The sequence below is a fragment of the Barnesiella sp. B2-R-119 genome (assembly GCF_023656675.1).
GTDB classification, from domain to species: Bacteria; Bacteroidota; Bacteroidia; order Bacteroidales; family Barnesiellaceae; genus Barnesiella; species Barnesiella intestinihominis.
The window spans coordinates 502,447-526,811 of sequence record NZ_JAMOKL010000002.1 but is presented as its reverse complement, the minus strand read 5'-3'; the positions used below and the strand labels follow the sequence as shown (position 1 = coordinate 526,811).

35 protein-coding genes are annotated in these 24,365 nt (G+C 51.6%); 9 read left to right on the top strand and 26 right to left on the bottom strand.

Annotated features, from left to right (window positions below; translation table 11 throughout):
* Position 1 precedes the first annotated feature (1 nt).
* The 9 genes from NBH06_RS05490 to NBH06_RS05455 form a co-directional block, all read right to left on the bottom strand.
* Positions 2 to 3,748: a viral A-type inclusion protein gene (locus tag NBH06_RS05490; protein ID WP_250793196.1), complete on the bottom strand. Its 3,747-nt coding sequence runs from the start codon at positions 3,746 to 3,748 to the stop codon at positions 2 to 4.
* A 7-nt stretch (positions 3,749 to 3,755) separates the two neighbouring features.
* Positions 3,756 to 3,887, bottom strand: coding sequence for a hypothetical protein (locus NBH06_RS13525; protein ID WP_284703182.1), 132 nt, complete (start codon positions 3,885 to 3,887; stop codon positions 3,756 to 3,758).
* A 92-nt stretch (positions 3,888 to 3,979) separates the two neighbouring features.
* A complete protein-coding gene (locus tag NBH06_RS05485) occupies positions 3,980 to 4,468 on the bottom strand; it encodes a hypothetical protein (protein WP_250793195.1) in 489 nt (162 codons plus the stop codon).
* Positions 4,469 to 4,471: 3 nt separating this feature from the next.
* Positions 4,472 to 4,963, bottom strand: coding sequence for a hypothetical protein (locus NBH06_RS05480; protein WP_250793194.1), 492 nt, complete (start codon positions 4,961 to 4,963; stop codon positions 4,472 to 4,474).
* Positions 4,953 to 5,288, bottom strand: a complete 336-nt coding sequence (locus tag NBH06_RS05475; RefSeq protein ID WP_250793193.1) for a hypothetical protein — start codon at positions 5,286 to 5,288, stop codon at positions 4,953 to 4,955. Before NBH06_RS05475 ends, NBH06_RS05480 begins: the two co-directional genes overlap by 11 nt.
* Positions 5,260 to 5,757, bottom strand: coding sequence for a hypothetical protein (locus NBH06_RS05470; RefSeq protein WP_350449410.1), 498 nt, complete (start codon positions 5,755 to 5,757; stop codon positions 5,260 to 5,262). Before NBH06_RS05470 ends, NBH06_RS05475 begins: the two co-directional genes overlap by 29 nt.
* Before the next feature lie 10 nt (positions 5,758 to 5,767).
* Positions 5,768 to 6,229, bottom strand: a complete 462-nt coding sequence (locus NBH06_RS05465; RefSeq protein WP_250793191.1) for an N-acetylmuramoyl-L-alanine amidase — start codon at positions 6,227 to 6,229, stop codon at positions 5,768 to 5,770.
* Positions 6,230 to 6,232: 3 nt separating this feature from the next.
* Positions 6,233 to 7,288, bottom strand: a complete 1,056-nt coding sequence (locus tag NBH06_RS05460; RefSeq protein WP_250793189.1) for a phage major capsid protein — start codon at positions 7,286 to 7,288, stop codon at positions 6,233 to 6,235.
* A gap of 26 nt (positions 7,289 to 7,314) precedes the next feature.
* Positions 7,315 to 8,253 carry an HK97 family phage prohead protease gene (locus NBH06_RS05455; RefSeq protein WP_250793187.1) on the bottom strand — a complete coding sequence of 313 codons (939 nt, stop codon included), beginning with the start codon at positions 8,251 to 8,253 and terminating at the stop codon, positions 7,315 to 7,317.
* A 212-nt stretch (positions 8,254 to 8,465) separates the two neighbouring features.
* Here NBH06_RS05455 and NBH06_RS05450 point away from each other — a divergent pair, with 212 nt between their 5' ends.
* The 6 genes from NBH06_RS05450 (at position 8,466) to NBH06_RS05425 (ending at position 13,820) form a co-directional block, all read left to right on the top strand.
* The gene (locus NBH06_RS05450) at positions 8,466 to 8,930 is read left to right on the top strand and encodes a terminase gpP N-terminus-related DNA-binding protein (RefSeq protein WP_250793185.1); all 465 of its coding nucleotides are present in this window, start codon (positions 8,466 to 8,468) and stop codon (positions 8,928 to 8,930) included.
* Positions 8,931 to 8,944: 14 nt separating this feature from the next.
* A complete protein-coding gene (locus tag NBH06_RS05445) occupies positions 8,945 to 10,504 on the top strand; it encodes a hypothetical protein (protein WP_250793184.1) in 1,560 nt (519 codons plus the stop codon).
* A gap of 1 nt (position 10,505) precedes the next feature.
* Positions 10,506 to 10,736, top strand: a complete 231-nt coding sequence (locus tag NBH06_RS05440; protein WP_250793183.1) for a hypothetical protein — start codon at positions 10,506 to 10,508, stop codon at positions 10,734 to 10,736.
* Between the two features lie 17 nt (positions 10,737 to 10,753).
* On the top strand, positions 10,754 to 11,173 hold the full coding sequence (locus NBH06_RS05435) for a phage protein Gp36 family protein (protein WP_250793182.1): 420 nt from the start codon (positions 10,754 to 10,756) through the stop codon (positions 11,171 to 11,173).
* 5 nt (positions 11,174 to 11,178) lie between these two features.
* Positions 11,179 to 12,495, top strand: coding sequence for a phage portal protein family protein (locus NBH06_RS05430; RefSeq protein WP_250793181.1), 1,317 nt, complete (start codon positions 11,179 to 11,181; stop codon positions 12,493 to 12,495).
* A gap of 125 nt (positions 12,496 to 12,620) precedes the next feature.
* Entirely contained in the window at positions 12,621 to 13,820 is a 1,200-nt protein-coding gene (locus NBH06_RS05425; protein WP_250793370.1) for a phage head morphogenesis protein, read from the top strand.
* Between the two features lie 117 nt (positions 13,821 to 13,937).
* On the opposite strand, the gene NBH06_RS05420 is transcribed toward NBH06_RS05425, so the two are convergent.
* The 16 genes from NBH06_RS05420 to NBH06_RS05345 form a co-directional block, all read right to left on the bottom strand.
* Complete coding sequence (locus NBH06_RS05420; RefSeq protein WP_250793180.1) at positions 13,938 to 14,378, bottom strand: hypothetical protein; 441 nt, start codon at positions 14,376 to 14,378, stop codon at positions 13,938 to 13,940.
* Positions 14,375 to 14,932 carry a phage virion morphogenesis family protein gene (locus tag NBH06_RS05415; protein WP_250793179.1) on the bottom strand — a complete coding sequence of 186 codons (558 nt, stop codon included), beginning with the start codon at positions 14,930 to 14,932 and terminating at the stop codon, positions 14,375 to 14,377. Before NBH06_RS05415 ends, NBH06_RS05420 begins: the two co-directional genes overlap by 4 nt.
* Entirely contained in the window at positions 14,925 to 15,167 is a 243-nt protein-coding gene (locus NBH06_RS05410) for a hypothetical protein (protein WP_250793178.1), read from the bottom strand. Before NBH06_RS05410 ends, NBH06_RS05415 begins: the two co-directional genes overlap by 8 nt.
* Before the next feature lie 6 nt (positions 15,168 to 15,173).
* Positions 15,174 to 15,365 (bottom strand): molecular chaperone DnaJ, encoded by a 192-nt coding sequence (locus NBH06_RS05405; protein ID WP_250793176.1) that lies wholly within the window; start codon positions 15,363 to 15,365, stop codon positions 15,174 to 15,176.
* A complete protein-coding gene (locus NBH06_RS05400; RefSeq protein WP_250793174.1) occupies positions 15,362 to 15,916 on the bottom strand; it encodes a host-nuclease inhibitor Gam family protein in 555 nt (184 codons plus the stop codon). Before NBH06_RS05400 ends, NBH06_RS05405 begins: the two co-directional genes overlap by 4 nt.
* 23 nt (positions 15,917 to 15,939) lie before the next feature.
* Positions 15,940 to 16,137, bottom strand: a complete 198-nt coding sequence (locus tag NBH06_RS05395) for a hypothetical protein (protein ID WP_250793172.1) — start codon at positions 16,135 to 16,137, stop codon at positions 15,940 to 15,942.
* Complete coding sequence (locus NBH06_RS05390) at positions 16,134 to 16,322, bottom strand: hypothetical protein (protein WP_250793170.1); 189 nt, start codon at positions 16,320 to 16,322, stop codon at positions 16,134 to 16,136. The genes NBH06_RS05395 and NBH06_RS05390 overlap by 4 nt, the downstream gene beginning before the upstream one ends.
* 5 nt (positions 16,323 to 16,327) lie before the next feature.
* Complete coding sequence (locus NBH06_RS05385; protein ID WP_350449412.1) at positions 16,328 to 16,834, bottom strand: hypothetical protein; 507 nt, start codon at positions 16,832 to 16,834, stop codon at positions 16,328 to 16,330.
* Positions 16,835 to 16,909: 75 nt separating this feature from the next.
* Positions 16,910 to 17,227, bottom strand: a complete 318-nt coding sequence (locus NBH06_RS05380; protein ID WP_250793167.1) for a hypothetical protein — start codon at positions 17,225 to 17,227, stop codon at positions 16,910 to 16,912.
* Complete coding sequence (locus NBH06_RS05375) at positions 17,224 to 17,517, bottom strand: DUF4406 domain-containing protein (RefSeq protein ID WP_250793166.1); 294 nt, start codon at positions 17,515 to 17,517, stop codon at positions 17,224 to 17,226. Before NBH06_RS05375 ends, NBH06_RS05380 begins: the two co-directional genes overlap by 4 nt.
* Complete coding sequence (locus tag NBH06_RS05370) at positions 17,514 to 17,690, bottom strand: hypothetical protein (protein WP_250793163.1); 177 nt, start codon at positions 17,688 to 17,690, stop codon at positions 17,514 to 17,516. Before NBH06_RS05370 ends, NBH06_RS05375 begins: the two co-directional genes overlap by 4 nt.
* 2 nt (positions 17,691 to 17,692) lie before the next feature.
* On the bottom strand, positions 17,693 to 17,872 hold the full coding sequence (locus NBH06_RS05365; protein WP_250793162.1) for a hypothetical protein: 180 nt from the start codon (positions 17,870 to 17,872) through the stop codon (positions 17,693 to 17,695).
* Positions 17,873 to 17,874: 2 nt separating this feature from the next.
* Positions 17,875 to 18,495 carry a P-loop NTPase family protein gene (locus tag NBH06_RS05360; RefSeq protein ID WP_250793160.1) on the bottom strand — a complete coding sequence of 207 codons (621 nt, stop codon included), beginning with the start codon at positions 18,493 to 18,495 and terminating at the stop codon, positions 17,875 to 17,877.
* A complete protein-coding gene (locus NBH06_RS05355; RefSeq protein WP_250793157.1) occupies positions 18,492 to 19,370 on the bottom strand; it encodes an AAA family ATPase in 879 nt (292 codons plus the stop codon). The genes NBH06_RS05360 and NBH06_RS05355 overlap by 4 nt, the downstream gene beginning before the upstream one ends.
* Before the next feature lie 26 nt (positions 19,371 to 19,396).
* A complete protein-coding gene (locus tag NBH06_RS05350; RefSeq protein ID WP_407934807.1) occupies positions 19,397 to 21,412 on the bottom strand; it encodes a hypothetical protein in 2,016 nt (671 codons plus the stop codon).
* A 9-nt stretch (positions 21,413 to 21,421) separates the two neighbouring features.
* A complete protein-coding gene (locus NBH06_RS05345) occupies positions 21,422 to 21,793 on the bottom strand; it encodes a hypothetical protein (RefSeq protein ID WP_250793153.1) in 372 nt (123 codons plus the stop codon).
* A gap of 73 nt (positions 21,794 to 21,866) precedes the next feature.
* Here NBH06_RS05345 and NBH06_RS05340 point away from each other — a divergent pair, with 73 nt between their 5' ends.
* On the top strand, positions 21,867 to 22,202 hold the full coding sequence (locus NBH06_RS05340) for a hypothetical protein (RefSeq protein WP_250793150.1): 336 nt from the start codon (positions 21,867 to 21,869) through the stop codon (positions 22,200 to 22,202).
* A gap of 160 nt (positions 22,203 to 22,362) precedes the next feature.
* On the opposite strand, the gene NBH06_RS05335 is transcribed toward NBH06_RS05340, so the two are convergent.
* Entirely contained in the window at positions 22,363 to 22,812 is a 450-nt protein-coding gene (locus NBH06_RS05335) for a hypothetical protein (protein WP_250793148.1), read from the bottom strand.
* 102 nt (positions 22,813 to 22,914) lie between these two features.
* On the opposite strand from NBH06_RS05335, the gene NBH06_RS05330 reads away from it, so the two are divergent.
* Both NBH06_RS05330 and NBH06_RS05325 read left to right on the top strand, forming a co-directional pair.
* The gene (locus tag NBH06_RS05330; protein ID WP_250793146.1) at positions 22,915 to 23,613 is read left to right on the top strand and encodes a S24 family peptidase; all 699 of its coding nucleotides are present in this window, start codon (positions 22,915 to 22,917) and stop codon (positions 23,611 to 23,613) included.
* A 205-nt stretch (positions 23,614 to 23,818) separates the two neighbouring features.
* Positions 23,819 to 24,364: a hypothetical protein gene (locus NBH06_RS05325; RefSeq protein WP_250793144.1), complete on the top strand. Its 546-nt coding sequence runs from the start codon at positions 23,819 to 23,821 to the stop codon at positions 24,362 to 24,364.
* Position 24,365: the final 1 nt, after the last annotated feature.

The window sequence follows — 24,365 nt, the reverse complement described above, 5'->3', positions numbered from 1 at the left end:
CTTATTTCATTTTAAGCCCGTCTCTCACGATCTTCTTGATGTCCTCCTTTATCTCTCCCAGGTGCCTGGCACTGGTACCGGTGTTCTCCTCGATGCGTCGCAAGTGGTCCACGGCTGCGCCCATCTGCTCGCTCACATCGCTCATCTTGTCGTCCATGCTCGACCAGTGCATCTGCCCGGATACAAAGAGCCCTTCGAGCTTGGAGCCCTGTTCTTGGCTCATGGCGGCGAACCCGCCCGGTTTCCCGCTCTGTGTCGTTCCGCCGTCGTCCCCGGTATAGCCGGTAGCTTCCGATATGCTGTCGCGGATATGGAGGCCTTTTTTCACAAGTTCCTCCCACTGTTTGTTCAAGTCCTCGATTTCTTCATCGGTCAGCTCTCCATTGGACATGGCCCTTCCGAAGGTGGCGTACCAATCCTCCATATCCGTTTTAAGCAATTCGTCCAGCTTGGTCTTCAACAGGGCGCGCATCAGATACTCGCTCATGTCGTCGGAAAAATCCTCCCAGTCTGACGACATGTCCATCAGCATGTCGATAAAACTGTCGTACACGCTGTCGAAGGAGACCTGCGTGATACTCTCGTAATAGGCCTGTTCCAACTCCTTCCGCTGTTCGGCGAAAGCGATATAGTCGTCCATATACCGGGCGGCATCCTTGTAGCCCGCATCGGCATAGTCCTTGATTTTCGCATAAAGGTCGGGCGCTTCCCGGGCGACCTTCGCCATCTCCTCGCTCGACAGGTTCCAGAAATCGGCGGCCTCGCCGATCGTCCTTCCGACCACCTCGCTGATACGCTGCCAGTCGTTACCGCTCATGGCATCGTCTATTTTTTTGTTGGAGGACTTTTTGCCGCCTATGCCCCAAAGCCCGTTGCTGTAAGCGGAAGCGCTCCGCTGCATTTGTTCCCGCGTATGGGCTTCCGCCTCGTCCAGACGGGCCATCTGCTTTTCATAGAGCTCCGTGGCTTGTTGGCCGGAGGAGCCCTTTATCTCATCGGTCAACGACTCGATGGCGGCGATCAAGGCTTCGTTCGTCAAGCTCAGGCGCTCCATGTCCTCCTCCAAATGGGGGTCGCTGTCCCCGTTCCCCACCAGTTTGCCCAAGCCCCCGAACGATAACGCGTCGAGGATATTGGCCGCCCCTTTCAACAGGGACTCGCCGATTTGTTGGAAAAGCTCCAACGAAAAGATATTGTCGATAATGCCGCTGACAGCGCCGAGCACGGTGTCTGTCAACCCCGCGACGATACCCCCGATACCCTCCGTTGCCAATTCGTCCAAGATGGAGAGTATGGCGGAAATAATGGAGCCGGCCAATCCCGAATTGCCCAAGCCTTCCGCGAGGGCTTGGGTGACGCTGCTGTCCCCGAAGATTTTCTCGAATCCTTCCGCGAGGGAGCCGCCGAGTTTTTCGGTCAGCTTCCCGCCGTTAAACAGCTTGTCGAGTTGCATGACACCTTGTCCTATGCCTTTCAGGTTCCCCGACGAAAGGTTTCTCAGCCCTGATTCGAGATTGCGGAACATGCCGGCTGCCTGTTCCGAGGACTCCCGGAGGCTGGTAGTGGTGCTCTGCACCTGCGTCCCGAACATCTGCACGTCCCGCGATGCCTTGTCCAGATTCTTCGCGGCCTCTCCCACGTAGAGCTCGGCCGCCTCTATGCTGCGGGCATCACCGCTTCCTTCCGCTTCTTTCAGCGTTTGCTTGGCACGGGCCAGCTCTTCGGTCGCCTCGATTTCCCGCTGCTGCGCGGCCATGTAGCCCCGCATGGCGTTTTGATAAGAGACGAGGTCGTCGTTGATTTGCCGGAAAATCTCCCCGTTCCACATCGTCTCCGACTGTTGCAGGCTGGAAATCAAGCCATACAGGGCTTCCATTTCGTCGACGTCGGCGGAGGTTTGGAACTCCGGGCTTCGGGCGATCGTTTTCAGCCGGTCGATGGTCGGCTGCACCTGTTCGCGGAACATCACCCCGAAATTGCCAAATACGTTTCCCCAGTCGATTTGCTGCCGGATCGCCGACAGTTCCAGCCGGTTGACGGCCGAGTCCCGCTCTTTTTCGAGCGAGAGCCGTTCGCCTTCCGATTGTGCCCGTCGTATTTTCTCGGCATACTCCTCGGCGATGGCCAGTTTCTGCTGCTGATAGGAGCCGTACTCTTTTAGGTAGTCGCGCATGGCAACAGCCTCTTCCCGGTAAACCGCCGTGCGCTCTTTTTCTCGTGTATCTTCGGCAAGGGTATTAGCGCGGTCGATTTCGGTCTGTTGCTCCCCGGTCAGCCCGGCGGCGTTGGTGCCGGTGATGCCCGCCTTTCGGTTCAGCTCGGCCAGTTCCCGCACCTTCTTTTCGATCTCGGCTTTCTGCCGGGCATAGTCGGCGTCTATCCGAGCCAGTTTCTTCTGCGTGCCTTCCTCCTGCAAGTCGAGCCAATCCTGCTGGTTCTGTTGTTCCAGAGCCAGCAACTCGTCATTCAGTTTCTGTCGGGCCTGTTTCCGCTTTTCTTCCTCTGTCTTGGCGGTGTCGTCATCAGTCTCGATGGTCCGGTAATCGGAGAGTCCCGCTTCCTTGAAGATTCTGGTTGCCTCTTTCTGGAACCATTCGACCTCATTCAGGTAATGTTGTTTTTTATTTTCCTCCTCTTGCAGGGCTTTGTTAAAGGCTGTCTCTGCCGGATCGCTTCCATATTGGCCGATGTTGTCCCCGCCAAAAAACATGTTGAGCTTTCCGCCGGCGCCCCAGAACGGGCGGTACTCTTCCTTGCCCTTGCTGCGGATTTCGTTCGCTTTCTCGTCGGCTTCTATGGCTTTTTTAATATAGGACTGAGCCTTTGCCTGCATGAACAGGGACTCGACATAGGCATTCCCTTTTTGTATGAGTGTGTCATACCACTCGGTCAGGGACTTGTAAGTGCCGAACGTGTCGCCGTATTTCCTGTTCAACTCGTCGACCTTGTTCTTCTCCTGCTCTTTCGTGCCGATAAAGTCTCTCAACTCGCGGAGGGTGTTGTCCAGCTCGGCACGGGTGCGTATGGAAACGGCATGTCCTTCTTTCTCTACCTCGTTTTTCTCCTGCAGGGCTTTTTTCAAGGCGTCGACTCCGTCTTTGGCGCTGAACAGCCCTTTTACCCAGCCTACCAGTTCGTCGCCGTACATGACCAGCAGCATGATGCCTGTCGTCAGGGCGGTCTGCCACGAAAATAAAGAGGAAAGTATTTGTTTCCATACCGGCACGCCCTTTTCCCCGGATTTCACCAGATTGTCATATTCGACCCGCGCCCTTTTTACCTCGTCCGCGAAAATGGGCAGGTTGTTGGAGATGGCGAGGAAAAACATCTGGGGACCCATAGCCAGAGAGGGCATTTCCCGGGCGATCTGTTGGATACTCATGTGCAGGCCGTTGAATTGCTGCTTGGCGGCGGGCAGTTCCGGGGGGACTGTCTGTGTGGCTTCTGCGGTTGCACCCAGCTGCTTTAACCGGGATTCCAATTCGGCGATTTGCTTTTCGAGCGCTTCGATACCGGCCATGTTTTCACTCTGGTCGAGGTTCGGGGAGGCGTTTTGTCCGACCCTGCGCAATTCTTCCATTTGCTCCGTGAGTCCGGCTATGGCGGTACGCAACCTTTGGGCTTGACTGTCCATTTCCGACGATGCGGCGGTCGCCTTGCCTTTCATCTCGTCCACCTTGCGGCCGGCCTTGTCGAGAGCCCCCGACAGGCGGTCCTTCATCAATATCTCTACTTCTACCGGTTTCATTGCCATGTTATCTCTTCAAATTGCTTTGGAAAAATCCCACGATGTCGGCGGCCTCGTCCTCCGCGCTCTTCTCCTCCTGTTTCTTTCGGATATAGCGGGGCGCGTCTGCCAGCATCATAATCAAGGTCTGGAAGTTCACACCTTCCAGTATGTACTTTACCTTCCAGCCGGTGGCGTCGGCCACCTGCCAGACAAATCCGAAGGGGCTATGGGAAGGCTCGAATACCGTCTTTAACTCCCCTTGTCTCTTTGGCTCAGTCTCAGCTTCATCGGGTTCGTCCTCTCGGCTGATCTGATAATATTTGTAAAAGGGTCGGTGCCCAACAGGAACACGAAGCTGCGCATGGCGGCCGAGACATACTCGGTGTCTATCCAGTTGCGAACCAGCCATGCCGTTGCCCCGACCAGCAGCCGGCGGCTGATCCAGCCGCGACACAGCGTGTAGGCCACCATGCGGCTCACCTGTTTGCCGTGGGTCACCAAAAAGGCCATTTCCTCCTCCTTCGTAAACTTGTTCATCTGTTCCGCCGTCACCCCTAACGAGAGGTACACCCGGGCCAAGCGAATAAGCCCGCCCAGCCGGGGGCGGCGCATGACGACCCGCAGGCGCAGGGGTTTGCGGAACGGGAGGCGGATATCCTTCAAGGGGACGGACACGCCCCGGTCCAACAGGGCGGCCGCCCCCTCGCGCTGTATGAGGCGTGCGACTTTCTCGTCCATACGTTAATCCGATGGGGTGTCGTTGATTTCGTAAGGAGCGGTATCCGCTTCCTCCGGCTTGTTCACTTTCAGCTGGCACTCTATCTTGGAAACCTCGGTCAGCGTCAGCTTGCCTCCCAAGTTGGCCATAATGGTACCGTTGGGAATCTTCATGGTCTGACCTGAGACGAACTTGATTTCCCACGGGCCGCGAAGTTCCACCAAGTCGGTGGGAGCTTTCCAGCCGGTGTACGACCCGGTACTGCCTACCAACGTACCGCCCAGAACGGCCTGTATGTTTTCATAATCCAGTTGAATGAGATTGAACGTGGGAGCGATGGTTGCATTTTTGTTAGCCAGCGTCAGCACGGGGGCATCGGGCACCTGTTCGGCTTCAATATCGGTACTTTCGGCTTTTGTGCCGCCCCAATCCCAACTACCTTTTTCGATGTAGCCGATTTCCTTTTGATTAAACTTTACGACGGCTATGCCGTAGATGAATTTCTTAGTTGCCATTCTTCAATTTGTTTTTGATGATTATCATTCCTAATATCGTTATCGCTATCCCGGCGACGAGCCCTGTGAAAAAGGTTTTAACGGGGTTCGAACGCTGTTTTAATTCCGCTTCGTACAGGTCGGCCATGCCTTCATAGCGCTCGCGCCATACCGAGGAGGATTTCTCGTAATACTCACACTGTCGCTGCAGACTGTCGCAAGAGGCATAGACCACGATGGTTCCGGGTTCCTTCCCCTTGCCGATGTCGAGACGGGCCTGTCCGCTCTTGGCATGAAACGACGAGCCCTCCGGCAGTTTAAGGAGGCTGTCCGTCGGTATCTCCATTCTCACCTCCGACATCGGTACCGTTTCCGTCCGTATCCGGCGAACTTCTCGCGCGAGGCTGTCCCGTTGCTCCGTCTCCACCGTCCGCACCTTTTCCCGCGCTGCCTCTCGTGAGGTCGCGCAGCTTGAAAATAACAGGGCAGTCAGCACGAAACTTGCAACTGTTAGCCGTCTCGATGGCTTTACGGAAGCGGGCCATCTCCCGCTTGGTCGAGCCAAGCTCCTTTTTCGCTTCCCGCAAATCTTCTCTGGTTTCACTCAGTTCCTTTTTTAAGGGTTCGACAATGTTCTCTATCAATATCCGGGTGGCCTGTTCAGTGTTGCCTATCCGGACTGTTTCGGCTTCCGCCTTCGCTTTCTCCGCTTCGGCATTCGCCTTGCGGACGGTCGCTTTCAGAGTCAGAAGTCCGACAACCGCCGCCAACAGGCCGCCGCCCAGTATCCAGTTAAGCATTTCACTGAACTCCATAATATACCTCTTATCGATTAATGCCTATGGACTTCAACCAAGCCCGCACGTCGAACGAGGGGCAGGCTTTCGCCGCCAGCTGGTTGTGGCCGACAATCTCCACGTCGGGGAAGTGACGATGAAAATCCTTCACGTAGGTTTCCATCGCTTTCCGCTGTGCGAGGGTGCGGGTGTCCACGGGAGTCTTGCCGTCGGCGGCGACACCGCCCACGTACACAACGTGCCGGGCTGTCGTGTTGTACCCTTTTGCCCCGTTGGTAATCTCCCATGAATCGACCTGCGCATCCTCGTTGTTGTCCACCAGCCTCTCCACACGGCCGTCGAGGTGTATCATATCGGTGTATCCTACCTGCTTCCAACCCCGCCCGACAGGGGGTGCGGAGGTGTGCCAGCGACGGATCTCGTCAGCCGTCACCTCACGCCCTTCGGGGGTGGCGGTGCAATGCAGGACCAGATATTTCAACTTTCCCATGACTTACTCAGCTTGATAGCCACTGGCCATAACGACACCCGCATCCGCTTTCTTGAACATACAGATGAAGTAATGGCGGAAATTGACTTTGTTACGTTGGTACTCGGGGTCGTTCTCGGCCGGACTCCAATACATCTTGGTAGAGCCGGTGGCCTTGAACACCCGCGGCGTATAGAACGCGAACGAACACTGGAATTCTCCGGTAGAGGCCGTGGCTCCCACAGCTTTCTTTTTGCCGGCAGTGGTGTACAGCGGGTTGTTGGCGTATTCGTAGATATCGAATCCAAACATTCTGCCCACCTTGCCTTCACCCCGGTTGATATTGTATTGCTCTTTAAAGTTTTGGTCGGTATCGAGCAGGTCGTTCACGTGATCCGGACAGAGAACCAGACGCCGATTGGTTGTGGGGACTTTCAACTTGTCGATAGCCGCTTTCATTCGTATCACATCGCTGATTGTCAATTTCAAACGCCCCGTCTTTTCATCCCGGCTTCCGGTCGTCGTCAAAACGGGAGTGGTCGCAGTGTCTTCATTCGCACACAGGGCATGGGCCGACTTGGCGAATTTACTGTCGTTTATCGCGTTGGCATGGCTTTCTTTCACCCGTGCGATCTTGTCGTAACTCAGCGCATACAACTCGTCGTCGGTAATGGGGGTTACCTTCGTCTGGAATTTGTCAAGACTGATGGAGATATCCCCGTCTTTCAATTCCTGCAAGGTAATGGGATAAGTCGTGTTGTTGATCAGCACGTCTGGGTCGACACCTACATCGACGAGATGGATTACATCGTTATTCACTACCGACGAGCTGTCGGGCACGCCATCGAGCCATGTGCCTTCAAGGCCGGCCCGCAACGACTTGACCAGTTCTCCGGTCCAGATTTCCGTTAATACGCCTTCGCGGAGCGTACCGGCGGGAAGAGCTCCTCCGATTACGCCGGAAACGATATTCATTCCTATGGCGCCGGTCAGCGGAGAGAGTCCGACAGCCGCGCCCAGCAAAGCTCCTGTAACTGCGTTGAACAGGAGCGAAAAAAGAATCGTTACGATTTTGCTCATTGTTATTTCGTTTTTAAGGTTGATACTCAAATTTCGCACTCCATGCCATACTCGGCTCTGTATAGGCGTCTGTATTCGTCAGGCTGCTCTTTTCTCAGTTCCAACAGCTTGTCGGCAGGTACTTCGCTAAGTTTCGCATATTTTCCCGGATCTTCCACTTTTCCCGTGCCTTGATGGCCGAGAACAGTCGAGAGCTTCACATGCGGCGACATGGCCGAGAATATCGACGACAGTTTTTCCGCACCGATCTCTTTGCCGAGGTTGACAAACTCCTCTTTCTTGTCCGCGGAGATTCGTTTCTCACCGATGGCCGTATTTACAAGGGCCGTGATACTGGCGAGGGTCAGCTCATCTTTTTCCCGTTTGAGTCGCACATTCTCCTCCTGGGCTGCATGGAGTTCGCCGAGTTTTTCGGTGATTTCGGCCTCGGTCGCCGTTTCCGGCAGCCCTAACTGCAAGGCTAATTTTTTTTGTTCCATTTGTTCCTGTTTTATAGGGTTAGTATTCAAGATGGGCAGCGGGCATTCGCCGTCCTTGCCCAATGTTATTTGTTTTCCGTCTTTTTTGAGCACGAGGGCATCGTCGTTGGCCCCGATGTCCACGACCGATACCTCGAACAGTTTGCTTTTGACGATGGTCGGGCTGGTCTGTCCCACGACCAGGTATTCGCTGTCCTCGCTCATCTCTATGATGTCGAGCCCGGCGCTGACCATTTTCAGGCTCCCGAATTCGAATTGGCGCTTGCAGCGTTTGCTCAGTTCGGTCACCTCGTCAAAGACCAGCTCTCCGGTCACTTCGTCGTTTTCTATCCGTATGTCCTTTACGTAGCCTATGACACTTCCCCGCTCGTGCATATACAGCAGCACGGGGTTGCGCATATACTGCTCCACGTCCATACCGGCCGTCAATACCCGGGTGCCATAGCTGTTCAGGCTGTCGTTCGATATACGCACTCTTTTTCCCATTGAAATCTGTTTTTTGATTGTGATTGTGACTTTTTGATTGCGATTGTGACGCAATATTACAGGCTAAATATCTCATCTCCAAAAATGTATGAAACGGTTGCATACTTCTGTGAAACCATTTCACAGAAGTTTGGAAACGCGGCGAAAACCGACCAATTTTGCTCATGCAACGCGGTTGCAAACAACCGTTTCAATTCTATATTTTAAAGACTATGACAAAGGCCGAAACCGAAAAGAAAAAATCATTGGCGCGGACGCTGTACATGGCCGGACTCGGGCAGAACGAGATCGCCGACAAAGTCGATGTTTCCCGCGTGACCATCTCCAAGTGGTGCAGCACCGAAGGGTGGAAAGAGGCGCGCGCCGCCAAGAATGTGACCCGCCCCGAACTGGTCAACAAACTGCTGCTCACCATCGACACGCTCATCACGCAGGTCAACGAGTCGGAAGACCCGGCGCTCATCGCCGGACTGGGAGACAAACTGGCCAAACTGTCGGCAGTCATCGAGAAGCTCGACAAGAAAGCCAACGTGGTCGATGCCATCGAGGTGTTCATGGCTTTTTCCAGGTGGATCGAGTACCGATCGACCATCGACTCCGAGGTGACCCCCGAACTCATCAAGACCATCAATAAGTATCAGGACCTGTACATCACCGAGCAGATGGGTATTAAATAGGGAGGAAAAAGCCTATGGCTACGCAAACGGAAAAGAAACTGGCATATGAACAGTGGAAAGAGCTCTGCAAAAGGGTACAGTCCATCACGGACACCTCCGTCATGGCTCACGAGACACTTGCCGAACGGGACAGGCGCAAGCAGCGTCTGCTGAACAACTATGCCGCTTTCTGCGAGTACTACTTTCCACACTACCTCACGCTGCGTGACAAGACCACCGGAGAGGTGATCCGTACCGTGCACAATGCTCCCTTTCACAACGCGGCAGCCGTCAAGGTCAGAAACACCCCCGATTTGAAGGCGGTATTCCAATGGCCGCGCGGCCACGCAAAATCGACCCATTTCGACATCTTTATACCGATCTGGCTCATGTTCCAGCCCAAACGTCTCATCAATTTCATGGTGGTGGTCGGCAAGTCCGAGGACAGTGCCGTTAGGCTTCTGGGAGACATACAGGCCGAGCTCGAACACAACCAACGCCTTATCGCCGACTTCGGGAAACAGCGGGGCAACGCCTCCTGGCAGGAGGGGGAATTCAAAGCCGCCAACGGGGTCAAATTCCTGGCCTGCGGACGGGGGCAGTCTCCCCGTGGTCTGCGTGACCGGGAAAGCCGCCCGGATTATATCGTCATCGACGACCTCGACGACGATGAGCTCTGCCGTAACGAGAAGCGGGTGAACGACCTCACCGCCTGGGTGAAAGAGGCGCTCTTCGGAGCCCTCGACGTGGGGCGGGGCCGGTTTATCATGGTAGGCAACCTCATATCCAAAACCTCCGTTCTGGCGAACATCGCCAGGACAAAGGGAGTACATGTGTCCGTCATCAAGGCCGTCGATACAAACGGGGAACCGGTATGGAAGGAGAAGTGGACCAAAGAGGAGGCTCTGGCTTATCGGGATTTCGTGGGGTACCGGGCATGGGAAAAGGAAATGATGCACAACCCGATAGTCGATGGTTCTATCTTCCGGCACGAGTGGATTCGGTTCAAACGGCTTCCCAAGCTCTCCAAATATGAAATGCTGGTATGCTATACCGACCCTTCTTTCAAATCGACCACCTCCAACGACTACAAGGCATGCCGCCTGTGGGGGAAAATCGGGACGGAACTGCACCTCGTCGACTGCTTCGTGCGGCAGGCGACGGTAAGCGAAATGGTCCGCTGGCTGTACGACCTCTACGAGCGTACGCGGGACGAGGTCTCTGTCCAATTCTTCATGGAGGCCAACTTCATGCAGGACATCATTCTGGACGAGTTTTCGGCCGAGGGAAACCTGCGGGGATACCAGTTGCCCATCATGCCCGACAAACGCAAAAAGCCCGAGAAGTTGCAGCGCATCGAGGCGGTAAGCCCGCTTTGGGAACGCGGCTTTGTCTGGTACAACGAACGGCTCAAAGATACGCCCGACATGCAGGTGGGAATTGACCAGACCTTGTCGCTCGAGCGTGGAAGCCGCATACACGACGATGCCCCCGATGCCGACGAGGGGGCGATATGGATGCTGCAACGCAACACCCGGCAAGAGAGTTTTCAACCGGTGTTCGGCAAGAGGCCGACCGCCAAAAATATATGGTAATATGATTGAATGGATTAAACGCGTCATCTTCGCCCGAAAGTACAAACGGGCCGTCAAAAAGGCGAAAGAACTGGCAGAGCTGACAGGCCTGCGCTATTTCGTGATTTACCTTAACGGGAGCTTGAAGGTAGTACCTAAAAAGACCGTCAAGGAATTGGTTCAAAAACATCGTTTTCGCAAGGGGGTGACCGTCGGGGACATTGAGAAACGGGCATTGTTCATCACCAAATAGACGGAAAGGAGGCAGAGATGTTTGTCACGGAAGAGGATTACAGAGTGGTTATAGGCGAGACAGCTCTCAAAGTCATTTCGCAGGTCAGCGAGGAAAACCGCACCAATGCGGAAGCCGAGGCCCGGGAAGAGATAGCCGGGTATCTGCGACCCAAGTACGACTGCGAGGCGGTATTCAATGCCGAAGACGACGACCGCAACCGGCTCATCGTCATGTACACCTGCGATATCGCCCTGTACCACATGAGCGCCTCCATGCCCCAGAAGATGGGCAGCGAGATACGGGAGGAACGCTACAAGCGCGCCATCAAGTGGCTGGAAGGTGTACGGGCCGGGGGAATCATTCCCGACCTGCCGCTGGTCGTAGATAGCGAAGGAACACCCACCGGTGACACTTTCGCATACAGTTCACAACCCAAACTCAGACATAACTGGTAACCACTATGGATATTAAAGGTTTTTTCAGCGGACTTTTCCCGCACCGGCCCGACGACATGCTGCACACGCCTTACGGGGATTTCAATCTGGCGAAGAAAGACGACAAGCGACGGTTCCAAAAAATAGTCATCGATCTCCATCGCACTACCGATGCGCTTACCCGCAAGGACATCAGGGACTGGCGGAACGCCTGGCAGATGGCTATCAACATCGACAGCCCGAACCGGCAACGGCTGTACGACATCTACCGTGACGTGTCGGTCGATTTGCATCTGTCGGGGTGTGTCAAGCAACGCGAAGGGTTCGTCATGGCGAGGAGCTTCAAAATCGTGGATGCGAAAGGCGATGAGAATGAAGAGGCGTTGCACTATTTCAATCAGGAGTGGTTCAAACAGCTGCTGCTTTATGCCCTCGATGCCAATTATTGGGGACATTCGCTCATCGAGCTGGGCGATCCGGTCACCGACAAAGACGGGTATATCTGTTACGACGGGGTATGGCTCGTTCCCCGCAAACATGTCGTTCCCGAATATGGGAGGATTGTCGCGGACCTCGGCCAGGACTGGCGCTCGGGTATCGACTACCGGCAGCCGCCGTTTACCGACTGGCTCATCGAGGCAGGCCGGCCCGATGACCTCGGCCTCTACCTGAAAGCGGCCACGCAGACTATTCCCAAAAAGAACATGCTCGCCTTTTGGGACACTTTCGGGGAGATTTTCGGCATGCCCATGCGTATTGCGCGGACCACCTCCCGGGACAAAGAGGAGATCGGCCGGCTCGACCGCATGTTGCGGGAAGCGGGGGCGAGCCTCTCGATGGTGGCCGGGCAGGATACGGAAATCGAGTTCGTGGAGAGTGGCAAGGGAGATGCCTATAACGTATATGACAAACGTATCGACCGAGCCAACTCCGAGCTCTCCAAGCTCATCATCGGACAGACCATGACCATCGAGGACGGCAGCAGCCTCTCGCAGTCGAAGACCCATTTGGAGATTTTCCAGAACCTCGTGGAGAGCGATTGCGACAAACTCCGCGACATCGTGAACAACCAGCTTATCCCCCGTATGATTCGGCACGGATTCCCCCTCAAAGGGCTGCGTTTCGACTGGGACTATTCGGCCGACTATACACCCGAGCAGCAGGTGGCCTACGAGACGATGATAGCCGACCGTTACGAGGTCGACCCGGAATACTTCGCCGAAAAGTATAACATGCCGGTCGGACAGAGGCGGAACGCCCCGACGATAACCCCGGACGACGATGGGAATGGTGGTGATAACGACACTCGAAAGGACATGCATCCGACCGGTTTTTTCGACTGAGCCCCTCTGATTACGAGGGGCTGCACCACCGTTACCTTTCCCTGATGGGAGACGGCTTGACGCTGGCTTCGGAAGATAGCATCGATGCGGAACTTCGCAAAAGGATAGAGCGGAGCTTCGAGGGCATGATGTCGGCGTTATACCGGGAAACGGGGGCCTTGTTACGCATCGGCATACTGGCAGAGCCGGAGGCGCAGGAGTTTATCGAAGCTCACGCCGGGGTTCTCGATTCCTCTTTCCAAAAAGTGGAGATGTCCGGCCTCATGCGCCGGCGGTTGCAGCGTTCCAACTACATCTTCTCCGGCATGAAGGCTTTCCACGAACTGAACGAGGCATTTCCTTCACTCCTCGACGAGAATGGCAATCGAAAGTCGTTCGAACGGTTTTTGAACGATGTCCGGAAGATCGACAAGACCTATAACTCCAACTACCTTCGGGCCGAGTACAATTTCGTACAGGCATCGGCCGAGATGGCCGGCAAATGGGAAGGGTTCATGCAGGACGGTGACCGATACTACCTCCAATACCGCACGGCTCGCGACGGCCGGGTGCGCCCGGAACACGCCGTCCTTCATGGAGTGACCCTGCCGATAACGGATACCTTCTGGGAGGAGTTCTATCCGCCCAACGGGTGGGGATGCCGCTGTTCCGTAGTCCAGGTGCGGAAATCCAAGTATCCGGCCACTCCGCACGACGAGGCGATGGCGCTCGGCGAACAGGCCTTGCAGCGCGACACGAAGGGAATGTTCCGCTTCAACCCGGGCAAGGAGGGGAAAGCCGTTCCCGATTACAACCCCTATACCGTCAGCCGCTGCCGGGATTGCGATATTGCCAAAGGAAAGTTCAGTCTGGCGAAAAAGGTATTTATTCCCGACAACGAGCTGTGCCAGGCATGCCAATTTATCCAGAATATGATTAATAAGGAAAAGACAGCAAAACTGACAAAAGAAGAACGTCGGGAAATAAAAGCGGCTGTTGAAGAATGGACAGACATTCATTTACCTGAAGTAGAGTTACGAACAGGGAAAGCAAAGCGTCTTTATATCAAAAATACGAATATTAATGAAGATGTCATTCTTAACAAAGGTTTCTTTTCTGAGACTTTCGCTAAGAATTTTTACAACAAAAAACTTGCTGAAACTATGCAGTTAGCCACAAGAATAGGGGAATGGTTCCCATTGGCTGAATTTGTGAGGGTAGAAAAAGGGATCCACCACAATTTTAATTTTAAAGTATTTATTGCCAATGTGGAAGGAGTCTATGTGGAATGCAAGGTAAAAATGACAAGTGAGAATATCTTATATACAATGCGCATAATAAAATGAGGATTGAAAATCCCCCCGAAGTCTGCGCCACAAAGGCCGACGTGTGAGTGGCTCATTCAATCCTCATCGCAAATATATGACAAATTTTCAAAATCGATTCATTTTGAATCGATTTTTTTATCTCATGGATTTAATCGCCACACATCGATATATCTCGATGTTCTCCACGATATCCTCGTGGTTGTGGTTCGTGTCGCTCTCGACCAGGTCGAACTCCTTGAAGGCCTCACCCTCCATACAGCAGAGTGCGGCGTGTATCTCGTCCAGCAGGTCGAACACCTCTAAGCCCTCTTCCTGAAATTGGCTGCCGTCGCTCGTGCCGCCTTTCCAGTCCGTCACCACGTGCAACGCCACCTCCGGCTCGGCTCGATACTCCAAGCCGTTTACTATCGCATTCCATTTGATGGGCCGGAACTCGATAAACACGGCCGGACGCTCCCAGTTCTCCTCCTGCTCGATAAACTCCACGTTATGGTTCCACAAATCGATGTGCTTGATCGCACCGCCGCCGACCTCTTTCAGACGGTCGCACAGCATTCGGTAAAGTTCTTTTCTCATTTCCTCTCTATTGAAAAATCAACATTGAAATATTCATTTAAATTCTCCTCGATGATTTCGCGCACGATGCGCTCCACCTCCGGCCCCGCACCGAGGAATCGACGACGCGGTATGCGAATCGTTGTTCCGGCTCGTTTGATGGCCATAAAACGCCAGAAATCGGCCTCTGTGGAGAGTTGTTGCGTCCGTTTATCATTTCGACGCTCCCCGTTCTTTTTTCGTCCGAAACTGCCGGTTGCCTCGTAGTATTTATACCAGAAAAATCGCTTCATCTTGGCCGTCACCACGATTTCGCCCCCGTCGTTGTGTATGGAAGCATACGGCAGATCGGTGAAAAACGTGATGCTGTTCTCGGTCGTCCGGCTTCGCACACTCCTCCGCAAATTGCCCGTATCGATTAGAAGTGTACCGCCCGGGCGGTTCGGGCTTTTCCGTCTCGCCCACGCCTCGCTGAAAAACGCCTGTCGCTCGAAATTACGGTCGAACTCATCGCCGAGCTCCACCTGTATGTCCCGAAGTATCCGCTTGATTATTTTGCCGGCCTCTTCATTCATAGTCCTCGTCCTTAAAGAGCAAAAGCTGACGGGTCTCCTCGTCAGCTATGTGATTCTTTTCCTTCGCATCGGCATTGAGTATGTTGTAGAAGGTCCGTTCGGTAATGCCATAAACCGGATATATGTACCGTCGCCATATCTCCCGGTTCGGGACTCCCGACTTGACGTAACGGTCATATATCCTGTTTATATCTTCCACACGTTTCTTGTAACTTACTCCGCGCCGTTTTGCCATATGGTTTTATTCTGTCTTTTTGGGTTTGTACGGACGCACATCGAGCGTCATGTCGCAACTCACCATTACCCGGCCGCTCCCCTCACACTGGGGGCAGGGACCCGTTTTCCGAAATAACCGCCCGGAATAGATTTCTCCCGTGCCGTGGCATGCCCGGCAAATAGCGATTTTCGGGGCCTTCCTCATTTTCTGTATCATACCGCCTCTTCTCTTTTGGGTTCCACATAGAACGTTTCGTCCTGCACCACTTGTATGCCGCACTTGGCCATCATCTCGATCATCGATTTGCCTGCGCCAAGAGGGTCCTCGTCGGTCGTCACCATTGCCTCCCGGTCGGCAAGCATTTTGTCTTTGGCCAATTCCTCGGTCAGGCGCACATACCCCGGCAGGAACTCTTTGGTCAGTTGTAACGCACTGGCCCAGGTAAAGCCTTTGAGGGTTTTCAATTTAGGGGTGCCGGTGCGGAAGCCTATAACGCCGTGAGCCATTTCGAGGCTCTTTTTCTTGGCGAACAATTCGGTCTGGTTTTCTATGGCATAAGCCTGCAAGGTGTTGAATGCCTTCTCCTTCTCGCCTTCCAGTTCGGCCAACTTATTTGCATACCTCTCTCGGATCTTCGCACACTGCAACTCGATGTCCGCTATAATTTTCATACTCTGTGCATCAGCCTTCGCATAGATGGCGAAAGCCTCGTCGGCAGACTCTCTGGTCACGCCGGAAATAATCACTTTCTTTTCTCTCTTTGCCATAAATTCATTGGTTTAATGGTTTGTTAATCACTGATAATATTGTTGCTTTCTAAAAGGGTCTTGAACGCTTTGTCCCGTGCGGCCTTGGTCTCATACACTCCGTAAGTTTTCCACCCTCCGTTGTACTTTGTGCTGACTTTGATTTTCGGCATCGGATAGTCGGCTTTTCGGATAATAATGAAGCCGGCCGCTTTCACCTTGTTCTGGTCGTTCAGGGTCATGCATCGTCCTCCTCGTAATTCTGCATTTCAGGCTCTTGACAGACCAATGCCGCCTCGTACTGCTCGTATGTCCATTCGTTGATGTCGCTGAAAAACTCCTCCCGCTCTTCGGCCGACAGCCATGTCGCCGCTTCAAGGAGTTGGATTTTAATCCCGTCAAGGATTTTTCGTGCTTCTGTTTTCATTTCTATTAGTTTTTAGGAGCGTGGGGGTCTATGATTACATAGACGGCCCGGCCCGGTTGCTTCACTTCGTGTTCTTGTCTCTTTTCCGTTTCCTTCACTTTCAGCCCTCCCTTCCGCTCGATGGAGCGCAGCTTTACGGCCAGTTGTTCCAGTTCTTCGGTATCGAGCCGGCCGAAAGGCTTGCCGGCGATCCGGGGATTCAGGCAAAAATCGTTGACCCTTGCCCAGTCCGTGGTGTCGATGCCGATTTTCTGCATGAGTTTCAGACATACGCTTCGGCGGAACCGCAGCTCCTCGCGCAGTTTCTTTCGCCATTCGTCCTGCCCGGTCAGCTGTTCCAGAGCGGCGCAGCACTCGTTGTACTCCGCCCGGGTCATCTCGCGCAGGCTCTCGGTGCGATTCCGTGTATATTGCCTCACGATCGAACGCTTAAATTCTTCCCGGTCGCCATAATAGGGCACTTTGCCGAACAAGGCGTAAAATCGGGCGAAATTCGTGACAGCCGAACGCAATGGCGCTTGCTCCTTTTGCTGAGGCGCATCCGAATTGGGCTTTGCCAAATTGGTTACTTCCTGTTTCATACCCTTCTATTTTAACGTTAGTATATAATCCATTCTTGACCACCCGCCGGAAGCTGAGACGGTTGCCACTTTCCGGGAAAGATACTCTTCTGTAAATTCTGTACTTACGATTTCATCTCCCCTATATTCACATTTTGGCGAGCCGAAAATATGTCCGTGACTTCTTATTCCAATATAGCCCCATTCATTCCGTTTCAGGACTCTATCGATAAACTCGCTCACACTGCACTCTTTGTTCAAAGAGACCATATATGGGGTTGTTTCGTCTCCGGAGGTTTTTCCTATTTGCGTAAACTTAAATTCCAACATACCTTCATTCTTCACTCAAACAATACTTTAATGCCGCACGAGGAGGCCACGTCGAGCTCGAGCTTGGCTCCCTTCGACAACTCCCAGCCTTGCAGCATATAGATATAATCACAACCGAGCAGCAGGGCGATGTCCGCCCGCATGTGCTCCCGCCAATGCGCTTCATCTGGCAGCCCGTTCTTGAACGGGTTCACAGGTTCGTAGCCCTTCAAGCTCAAATAGCGCTCGGCTTGATCGAAAGCCTGACGCCTCTCTTCCAAGTCATAATGGGCTATCGCCCCGCTGATGTACACTTTCTTGTTCATTTTTTTCTGTGGTTTTGTCGTTCGTAAAATTCATTCAATCGTTCTTCCAGTACTACCGTGTAGTTACACAGTTTGCAGCAGCGTCCCTCTTCTTTTATCGGATATGGGTTATACCCGTATCCGATGAACTTCCTGTCGCAAATGCAGCAGATGTTTTCTTGCGTCTTTTCCATGATCATACTATTTCAAATTGTACTACAAAATCATATTCTCTCCGCAGACGGCGAACCTGTGCGATGTTGTCCGGCTCGCTGCCGTAGGGCAGGTAAACACAGCGTTCTCTCGTGTTGACTTTCACGCCCTTCTTCCGGAGTCTATACAGCAGGTTTTTCCGGCGCATTCTCTTTTTGTCCATAATTACAAATTGTTACTTGTTCGTATAAGACCCTCTTCCCATACCACGTAGTAACTCCCAGCCTCGCCGATGGCGCGTCCCTGGCAATACGCCTTGTAGCCTACTACACGCACCTTCATGTCGCAGATATACTTCAGCTTCATTGCTCCACTGCCCATTGGCTGGCTCTTCTTCTCTTGACTAATCCAGATGAAGCTCTTTTTCGGAAAACTGTCCATCAACTCTTTGGCTTTTGAATAATCCCACGGGGCGACCTGGAAAGAGTCTATAATGACAAACTTAGGGCTTTTGGGTTTTTTCAGCCTTTCCACCAATTCGTCAAGGGTGCTTTCCGGCACTACACGAAAGCGCCCCTGTACCTCGTTCATCTTCAAGTAACCCATGCGTCGCTGGAAGCTCTGGTTCACACGCTCCTCATAGCTCATGTATAGTACCGGCCCGTACTTGCACAGCTCTTTGGCGAGCTGCATGACAAACGAGCTCTTACCGCTGGCGCTGGCTCCGCTGATGAACCACGAGGCGTTCTCGGCAGGAAATCCGAACGGTTTGCTCCATCTCTCGTTCCACGGTAGGGTTTTCCATTTCTTGGCCGCTATGTCACGCGGCGTCAAAGCCCGCTTCATTGCGCTGTCATTTTAAGTTTCTCGATCTCCGTGTACACTCTCCTCAGCCCGCCACGTGTCTTACGTACGATTTGTGCGATGTCCGTACCTTCCGGGGCATTGACCTTAGCCACAATCCGAGCCTGCGTCATCAAGAAGGCTTCACGCTCCTTGCCGTCGTCCGGGGTAACCTTGCTGTAACGGTCGCCGTAGCGACTCAGCATCTCGGTATAGCCCACTTTCTTACACTCGATCGAGCGGTTTATCTTTTCCTTCAAGCCGTCCGCTCCCATCATGTACCAAGCGCAACTTCGCTCGGTGGCGTTCCACAGGGCTTTCAGCTCCAAAAACGCCTCGTATTGCAAATCCCCGGCTTCGTCCAATATGATGAGCGGCTTGTCTATCGAACGCAGGTAATACACCAAATCATCGTACATGTCCGAGTAACGCCCCTTACTGTCCACGCCAAACTCGGTGGCGATTCTGCGCACCAGCTTCAATTTGGTTTTTACCTGCGAGCAATCGATATACACGGCATTCTTGTGGGTATGCACATAGTACCGGGCCGTGAAAGTCTTTCCAATGTTAGGCATATCACACAGAATAGACGAAATACTTGACTGCTGGGCAATCTCCAATTGCGAGGTGATATATTCGAAAGTGGCTGTCTTGGCGGCTTTCCACTCCATACCGCCTCGCAGGTTCACCCCCAAACGCCGGGCGATACTTATCCAGTTGGCATCACTCAATACTTTGTCGGTCTGCCCGTTTTTTACGGCACTGTACACCGAAGTGGTGATGCCGAGGGAGGCGGCGTGTTTCGCGTCGCTCGGATAGTTCTCACGGTTCGCGGATATCGCCTCCATGATTTTCTGTTTGTGAGCTTCTGTAATCATAATTCTAACGCTGTTTTAGTGGTGTTCTATAAATCTTCTAATGCTCTTTGTGTGTTACTTATGACTGGCTGCCATTCGTACTCTTCCGGTTCTTCATGACCCTCCGCCGAGGGGAGAATAAGGTTTTCGTCATCATCTGCATCATTGACCTGTGGCCGTACTTCCGCTTTGCCTACTTTTGTGATGGCGTTGTCACGTAGGTATTTTTTGAAGTGGGACACATATTTCTGTTGTTCGATGTAATTTGCCACATCTTCATCCGTCTGTTCAGCTATCACGCGGTTATAGGTTTTGATGGGCCGTACCTTGTCTATGTAGCGATCACCCTGGAACAGGTATATGTCCATAGGTTTCCCTTCCTCATCCGGCAGATAATAAGCCGTTACCTTGCTATTGTTCGGCTCCAACTCTTCCAACACCTCCGGGCCGCTTATCCACCAGTCCTCATGTGCCACGCGGACTGTCGAGTTGCGCCGTATGCTCGTCTCCACCTTTTCACCGATATAGCGGCTCAGAGTAAGGCTGTCGAATGGACGCAAGGTCGGGTTGATTTTTGCCACGAGCACCTCCCAGCGGGTCATACCGGGGTATTTCTTCTGGTTGGGGTGTGGGGAGTGGTTCCACTCCCGGTTGTCTGCTATATCATCGGCTACCAGTTCCTCGAATGTGTAATACTTCTTGTCCTCCCATGTGTGATTGCTGCTGTCGCTGATTTTCTTCTGATCCACACGGCGTGCCCCTTTATTGTACCAACGACCCACTCCTTCGTGGTTCTTATGGGCTATTGTAGTTTTGAACGATCCGTTCAGTGGCTCTGAATATTTCTCCTGCGAGTTTTGCGGGGCGCAGAAGTGTACAAACTTGAACACCTCGTCGGCTTTCAGAAATCCGTTCTTGTACTTGATCATCAAGTGCTGTTCCACTTCTATACCTGCCGGTATACCCCAGCCGTGCCGTGCGATAAGCCGGAACATATCGCGGAAACACTCCACTACCAATGCGTCGTCCTTTCCTCGTCCGTAGGCCATTCCGATACGGCACTGACTCACCACGTCGTAAGCGTAATAGGCATGCACATACTCGTTTCCCTTCATGCGGCGCGGTAAATCCACATCGTCCATCGTTATCTGGCTTAATGCCCATTCACCTCCATGACGGTGCATGTGCGGCATTTGCTCGTGCATGAACGTAGTATAACTGCGCAGGGAATGTTCTACCAGCAGCTTGTTGCTCGGCTTGTTTAAGATGTTGCGAATGGTGCTTTTACTAAGTTCCTTCGGGTTACCGTTCTTGTCGACAAAGTCATCTGGGTCGAATATCTCACCAGTCTCAAAATCCCATACCTCCAATTCGCCACATACGAACTGTATATACATCTCATGCACGTCGCTTCCGTAGGGCTGGTTAGGAAGCACCCTCAGACTCATCACGAGCCGTTCGTCTTTATACGTTGTCTTGCGTTTGTTCTGGTTACCGAACTTACCGCTGATAAGGCACTCGTAGCCGCATTGTTTGTACTCATTTACTTTCTTGCGGAAGCGGAGAGTACTGGCCGGAAGATCGTGTCCGAACTCCTCGCGTAACGTCTCGATAGTAGTGGCCATCATATCCCAGTTGTATTTCTCGCCCATCAGTCTGCGGTAGTCACGGCTGCGGTTATATAGGCGAATGCAGGTATTCAATACCGAGGCGTTCACTGCGTACTTTTGGGCAAGTTCGTCTGAAGCCTTGTCGCTGTGCTGACGGGAGGCCCAGTCCATGAAATAGGTGACGGCAGCCTGGTCAAGCTCGTAGTTCGACAAGATCCAGCAGCGAAGCAGGACGGCGTTGCCGTAGGGGTGTTTCTCTTTGACTTGATCCAAATATGGGGTAGGCAGACTTTCGACAACGACCATGGCACAATTACCCTTTCCTCCTCCGCGTCTGGCTATCTTCAGCTTGTTACGTCTGGCAAGCTGACGACAATAATCCCCTGTCAGAATGCCATCCGCCTCAAGCTCGCGTACAGATATGCAAAGTTTGTTGTCGCAATACTCCATCACCCGCCTCCTTTATTTCAATGCCAATGCCCAGTTTTGGATATTTTTAATATTGCTTACCACCACATTCTCATAGTGGCGCACCTTCTCGCCTTTGTGGAATACATCGCAGCCTCCGTTCTCGAAGGAGAACTCCAGTATCGTATTGTTCGGCAAATACTGGCGCATGTAACCGTCGGCATCGAACAGGCACTCTATTTCGGGTATCTCCACCATGACAATGCCCCCGCGTTCCATCGCCAGCTTGCGGATTTTCCTTGCAAGCTCAGTATCGCCGCGCTTGCTGTCGAAACGGATGGCGTTAAACACCGTGCGCTCCGTTACACCTAATGCCTTCATGATAAACATGCGGTCTTCCTTCGTAATGTGGATGTACTTCTTCATTTTATCTCACTTTTAATGGTTGGTATTCTTGTTTTTAGTACCTTTAAAGCCAAATTTTTAAAAATGAACATATATGGTACCATTAGTATTGCTTACAGTCGACATTGTTCCCCTCGACCAAACAATGGGCGAAGAAGAGCTTCGCGAACTATCTGTTCCCTGTCTAAATCACCTGAAGGAGTTAAAGGGTAGCTTTGACCGCAACGACAACATACAGCTCTGCATCCGTCAGTACGCACAAGAAGATGGACACTGCAAACTGACCGCTCGGCTGGTAATGACGATATCCGTTGGCGCTCAACGCGCACAGCATCTTTGTCGGGTACTTGATTCGTACAGGCAGCTATTCCAGTACGAACTACCCAATTGCATTGTAAACGCTCACTCTGAAATTCTGAAATTTCAGTAGCTGAAAATCTTTTGTTGCTCATATCTTTATGCTTTAACTGTTAATCGTCTTGTGGGGCATGGGGAATCGAACCCCAACGCAAAAACCATTGCCCCGTGTGTCTTTCCACACCGTCCGCCCGTCTCTTGACGCCTTCCGGGCTGTCACGCTCGTTTTTTTATTATCCGGCGACATTCTCGTCTTTACCGATAAAGTCAAGGACCATGATAAACTTGCCGCGTAAATCCCGGATCAATTCCAGTTCTAAAATATGGGCAAGCTGGGTAGTAGCACTGGTAGTATTTAATCGCAATTTTTCGCCAAGCAGGGTATTGGTAATGTTATTCACTTTATTTACCAAATATGACCGGATATCTTCAAGGCTTCCTGAGTTTACCACGGCTTTCAACTTGCGATACTCGGAAAGTTCAAGCTGTACTTTATACATATCTTCCGCATGATCCATAAAAAATGACTCATAATCCTCATTCATAATTCGCGTATAGTTGTCGGCCTCTTCCAATAGGCCATCGATACGGCTTTTTACCCGTTCTGCCACAAATTCCTGCTTTTTTCTCATCGTTTCTTGATTTTCCATCATCTCACTTGTTAATAATCGGTTTCGGTTCATATTCTTTAATCTCTAACACTCGTTAATTTCAAGCCAATTTTGTATATTTGAACGCCCGTTCTTCATTGAACGTGCTGCAAAGTTAAACAAGTTTTCTCGTCTATGCAAGAAAATAAACAAGAAAAATCGCCTATAAAGCAGAGGATCTTGCTTTTTTTGGCAAAAAAAGCGGTTACCCAATACGAATTCTATAAGAATACTGGGATAACAAGAGGTGTATTAGGTCAAAATAATGGTATAAGCGAGGAAAATATATCGAGATTTCTTGCCTATTATCCTGAGGTAAATATAGAATGGCTAATGACAGGTCGAGGAGAGATGCTCGCTGATGACCAAGCCGCACACACTAGACATAAATCAATCGATGCCAACAAACATCCTGTAGCCTCTCTTGCAACAGAACCAGGCAAAGGTATTCCTCTCATACCCATTGAGGCAATGGCTGGCGCACTCACCGGCGAACAATCCGTTCTTGAATATGAATGCGAGCGTTACGTCGTGCCTATGTTCAAGGGAGCTGATTTCTTGATTCCTGTAAAAGGATCAAGCATGTATCCCAAATATAGCTCCGGAGATATTGTGGCATGTCAGTGCGTGCCAATGTCGGACTTGTTTTTCCAATGGAATAAAGTATATGTCATTGATACCAATCAAGGGGCACTCATCAAGCGCATCAAACCTGGAAGCGATGAAAAGCATGTACTAATTGTTTCCGACAATGAGAAATATGATCCTTTCGAGTTACCAATATCCTCTATATACGCCGTTGCACTCGTTATTGGTGTTATTAGACTTGAATAATTTAGTTAATAATATGGAAGTTCTTATTTTCTTCATTGTTATCATCATAATATAGGTATGCTCAAAGGAGAAATAGGACGCTTGAAAGAACAAATACGGCAAATGAAAATCGAAAAAGGAAAAGTTGCATCGGATGCATCCATTTCCGAAATTGCAAATGTAGGATAGAAAACTATTTCAAAATAACATGAAGATAAATTGGAACATGAAAACATTTTTATTGCTGGTCATACCTGCATTGTTAATATCTTGTGACTATAAACAAAACAGTCAGCAAAAAGCCGAAGCCGTAGTTGTTAAATTCATCAATGACAATTTGGAAAACAACGACAGTTATGAAAGTATAATATTTGATAGCCTTGCCCAAGCAAAAATACCATACGAAATACTCCCGACTGGCCGTTATTATCTATCTAAAATGGAAGAACATACAATTGCAGCAAAAGAAAAATTAGAATGGGCTAAAAAGTGGGGAGAAGTAACGGATGTGAGCAAAGACTTAAAGCAAGTTGAAGTTCACACCAAATTAGTTAAAGCTTATGGTGATTCCATTACCATAGCAAAAGCACACTATAAGCAAGACACTACATTACTTGAGCTTCCACACAAATTTAGGTACTATGATGAAAGAAAAAAACGACATGTCATAGAGTATAATCGTTTTATACTTGACAAGGATTTAACTAAAATCATCGGTATCATAATAATGGATAACAAAGGAAAGCTCATTTATTATGGTCGGGCTCAATAAT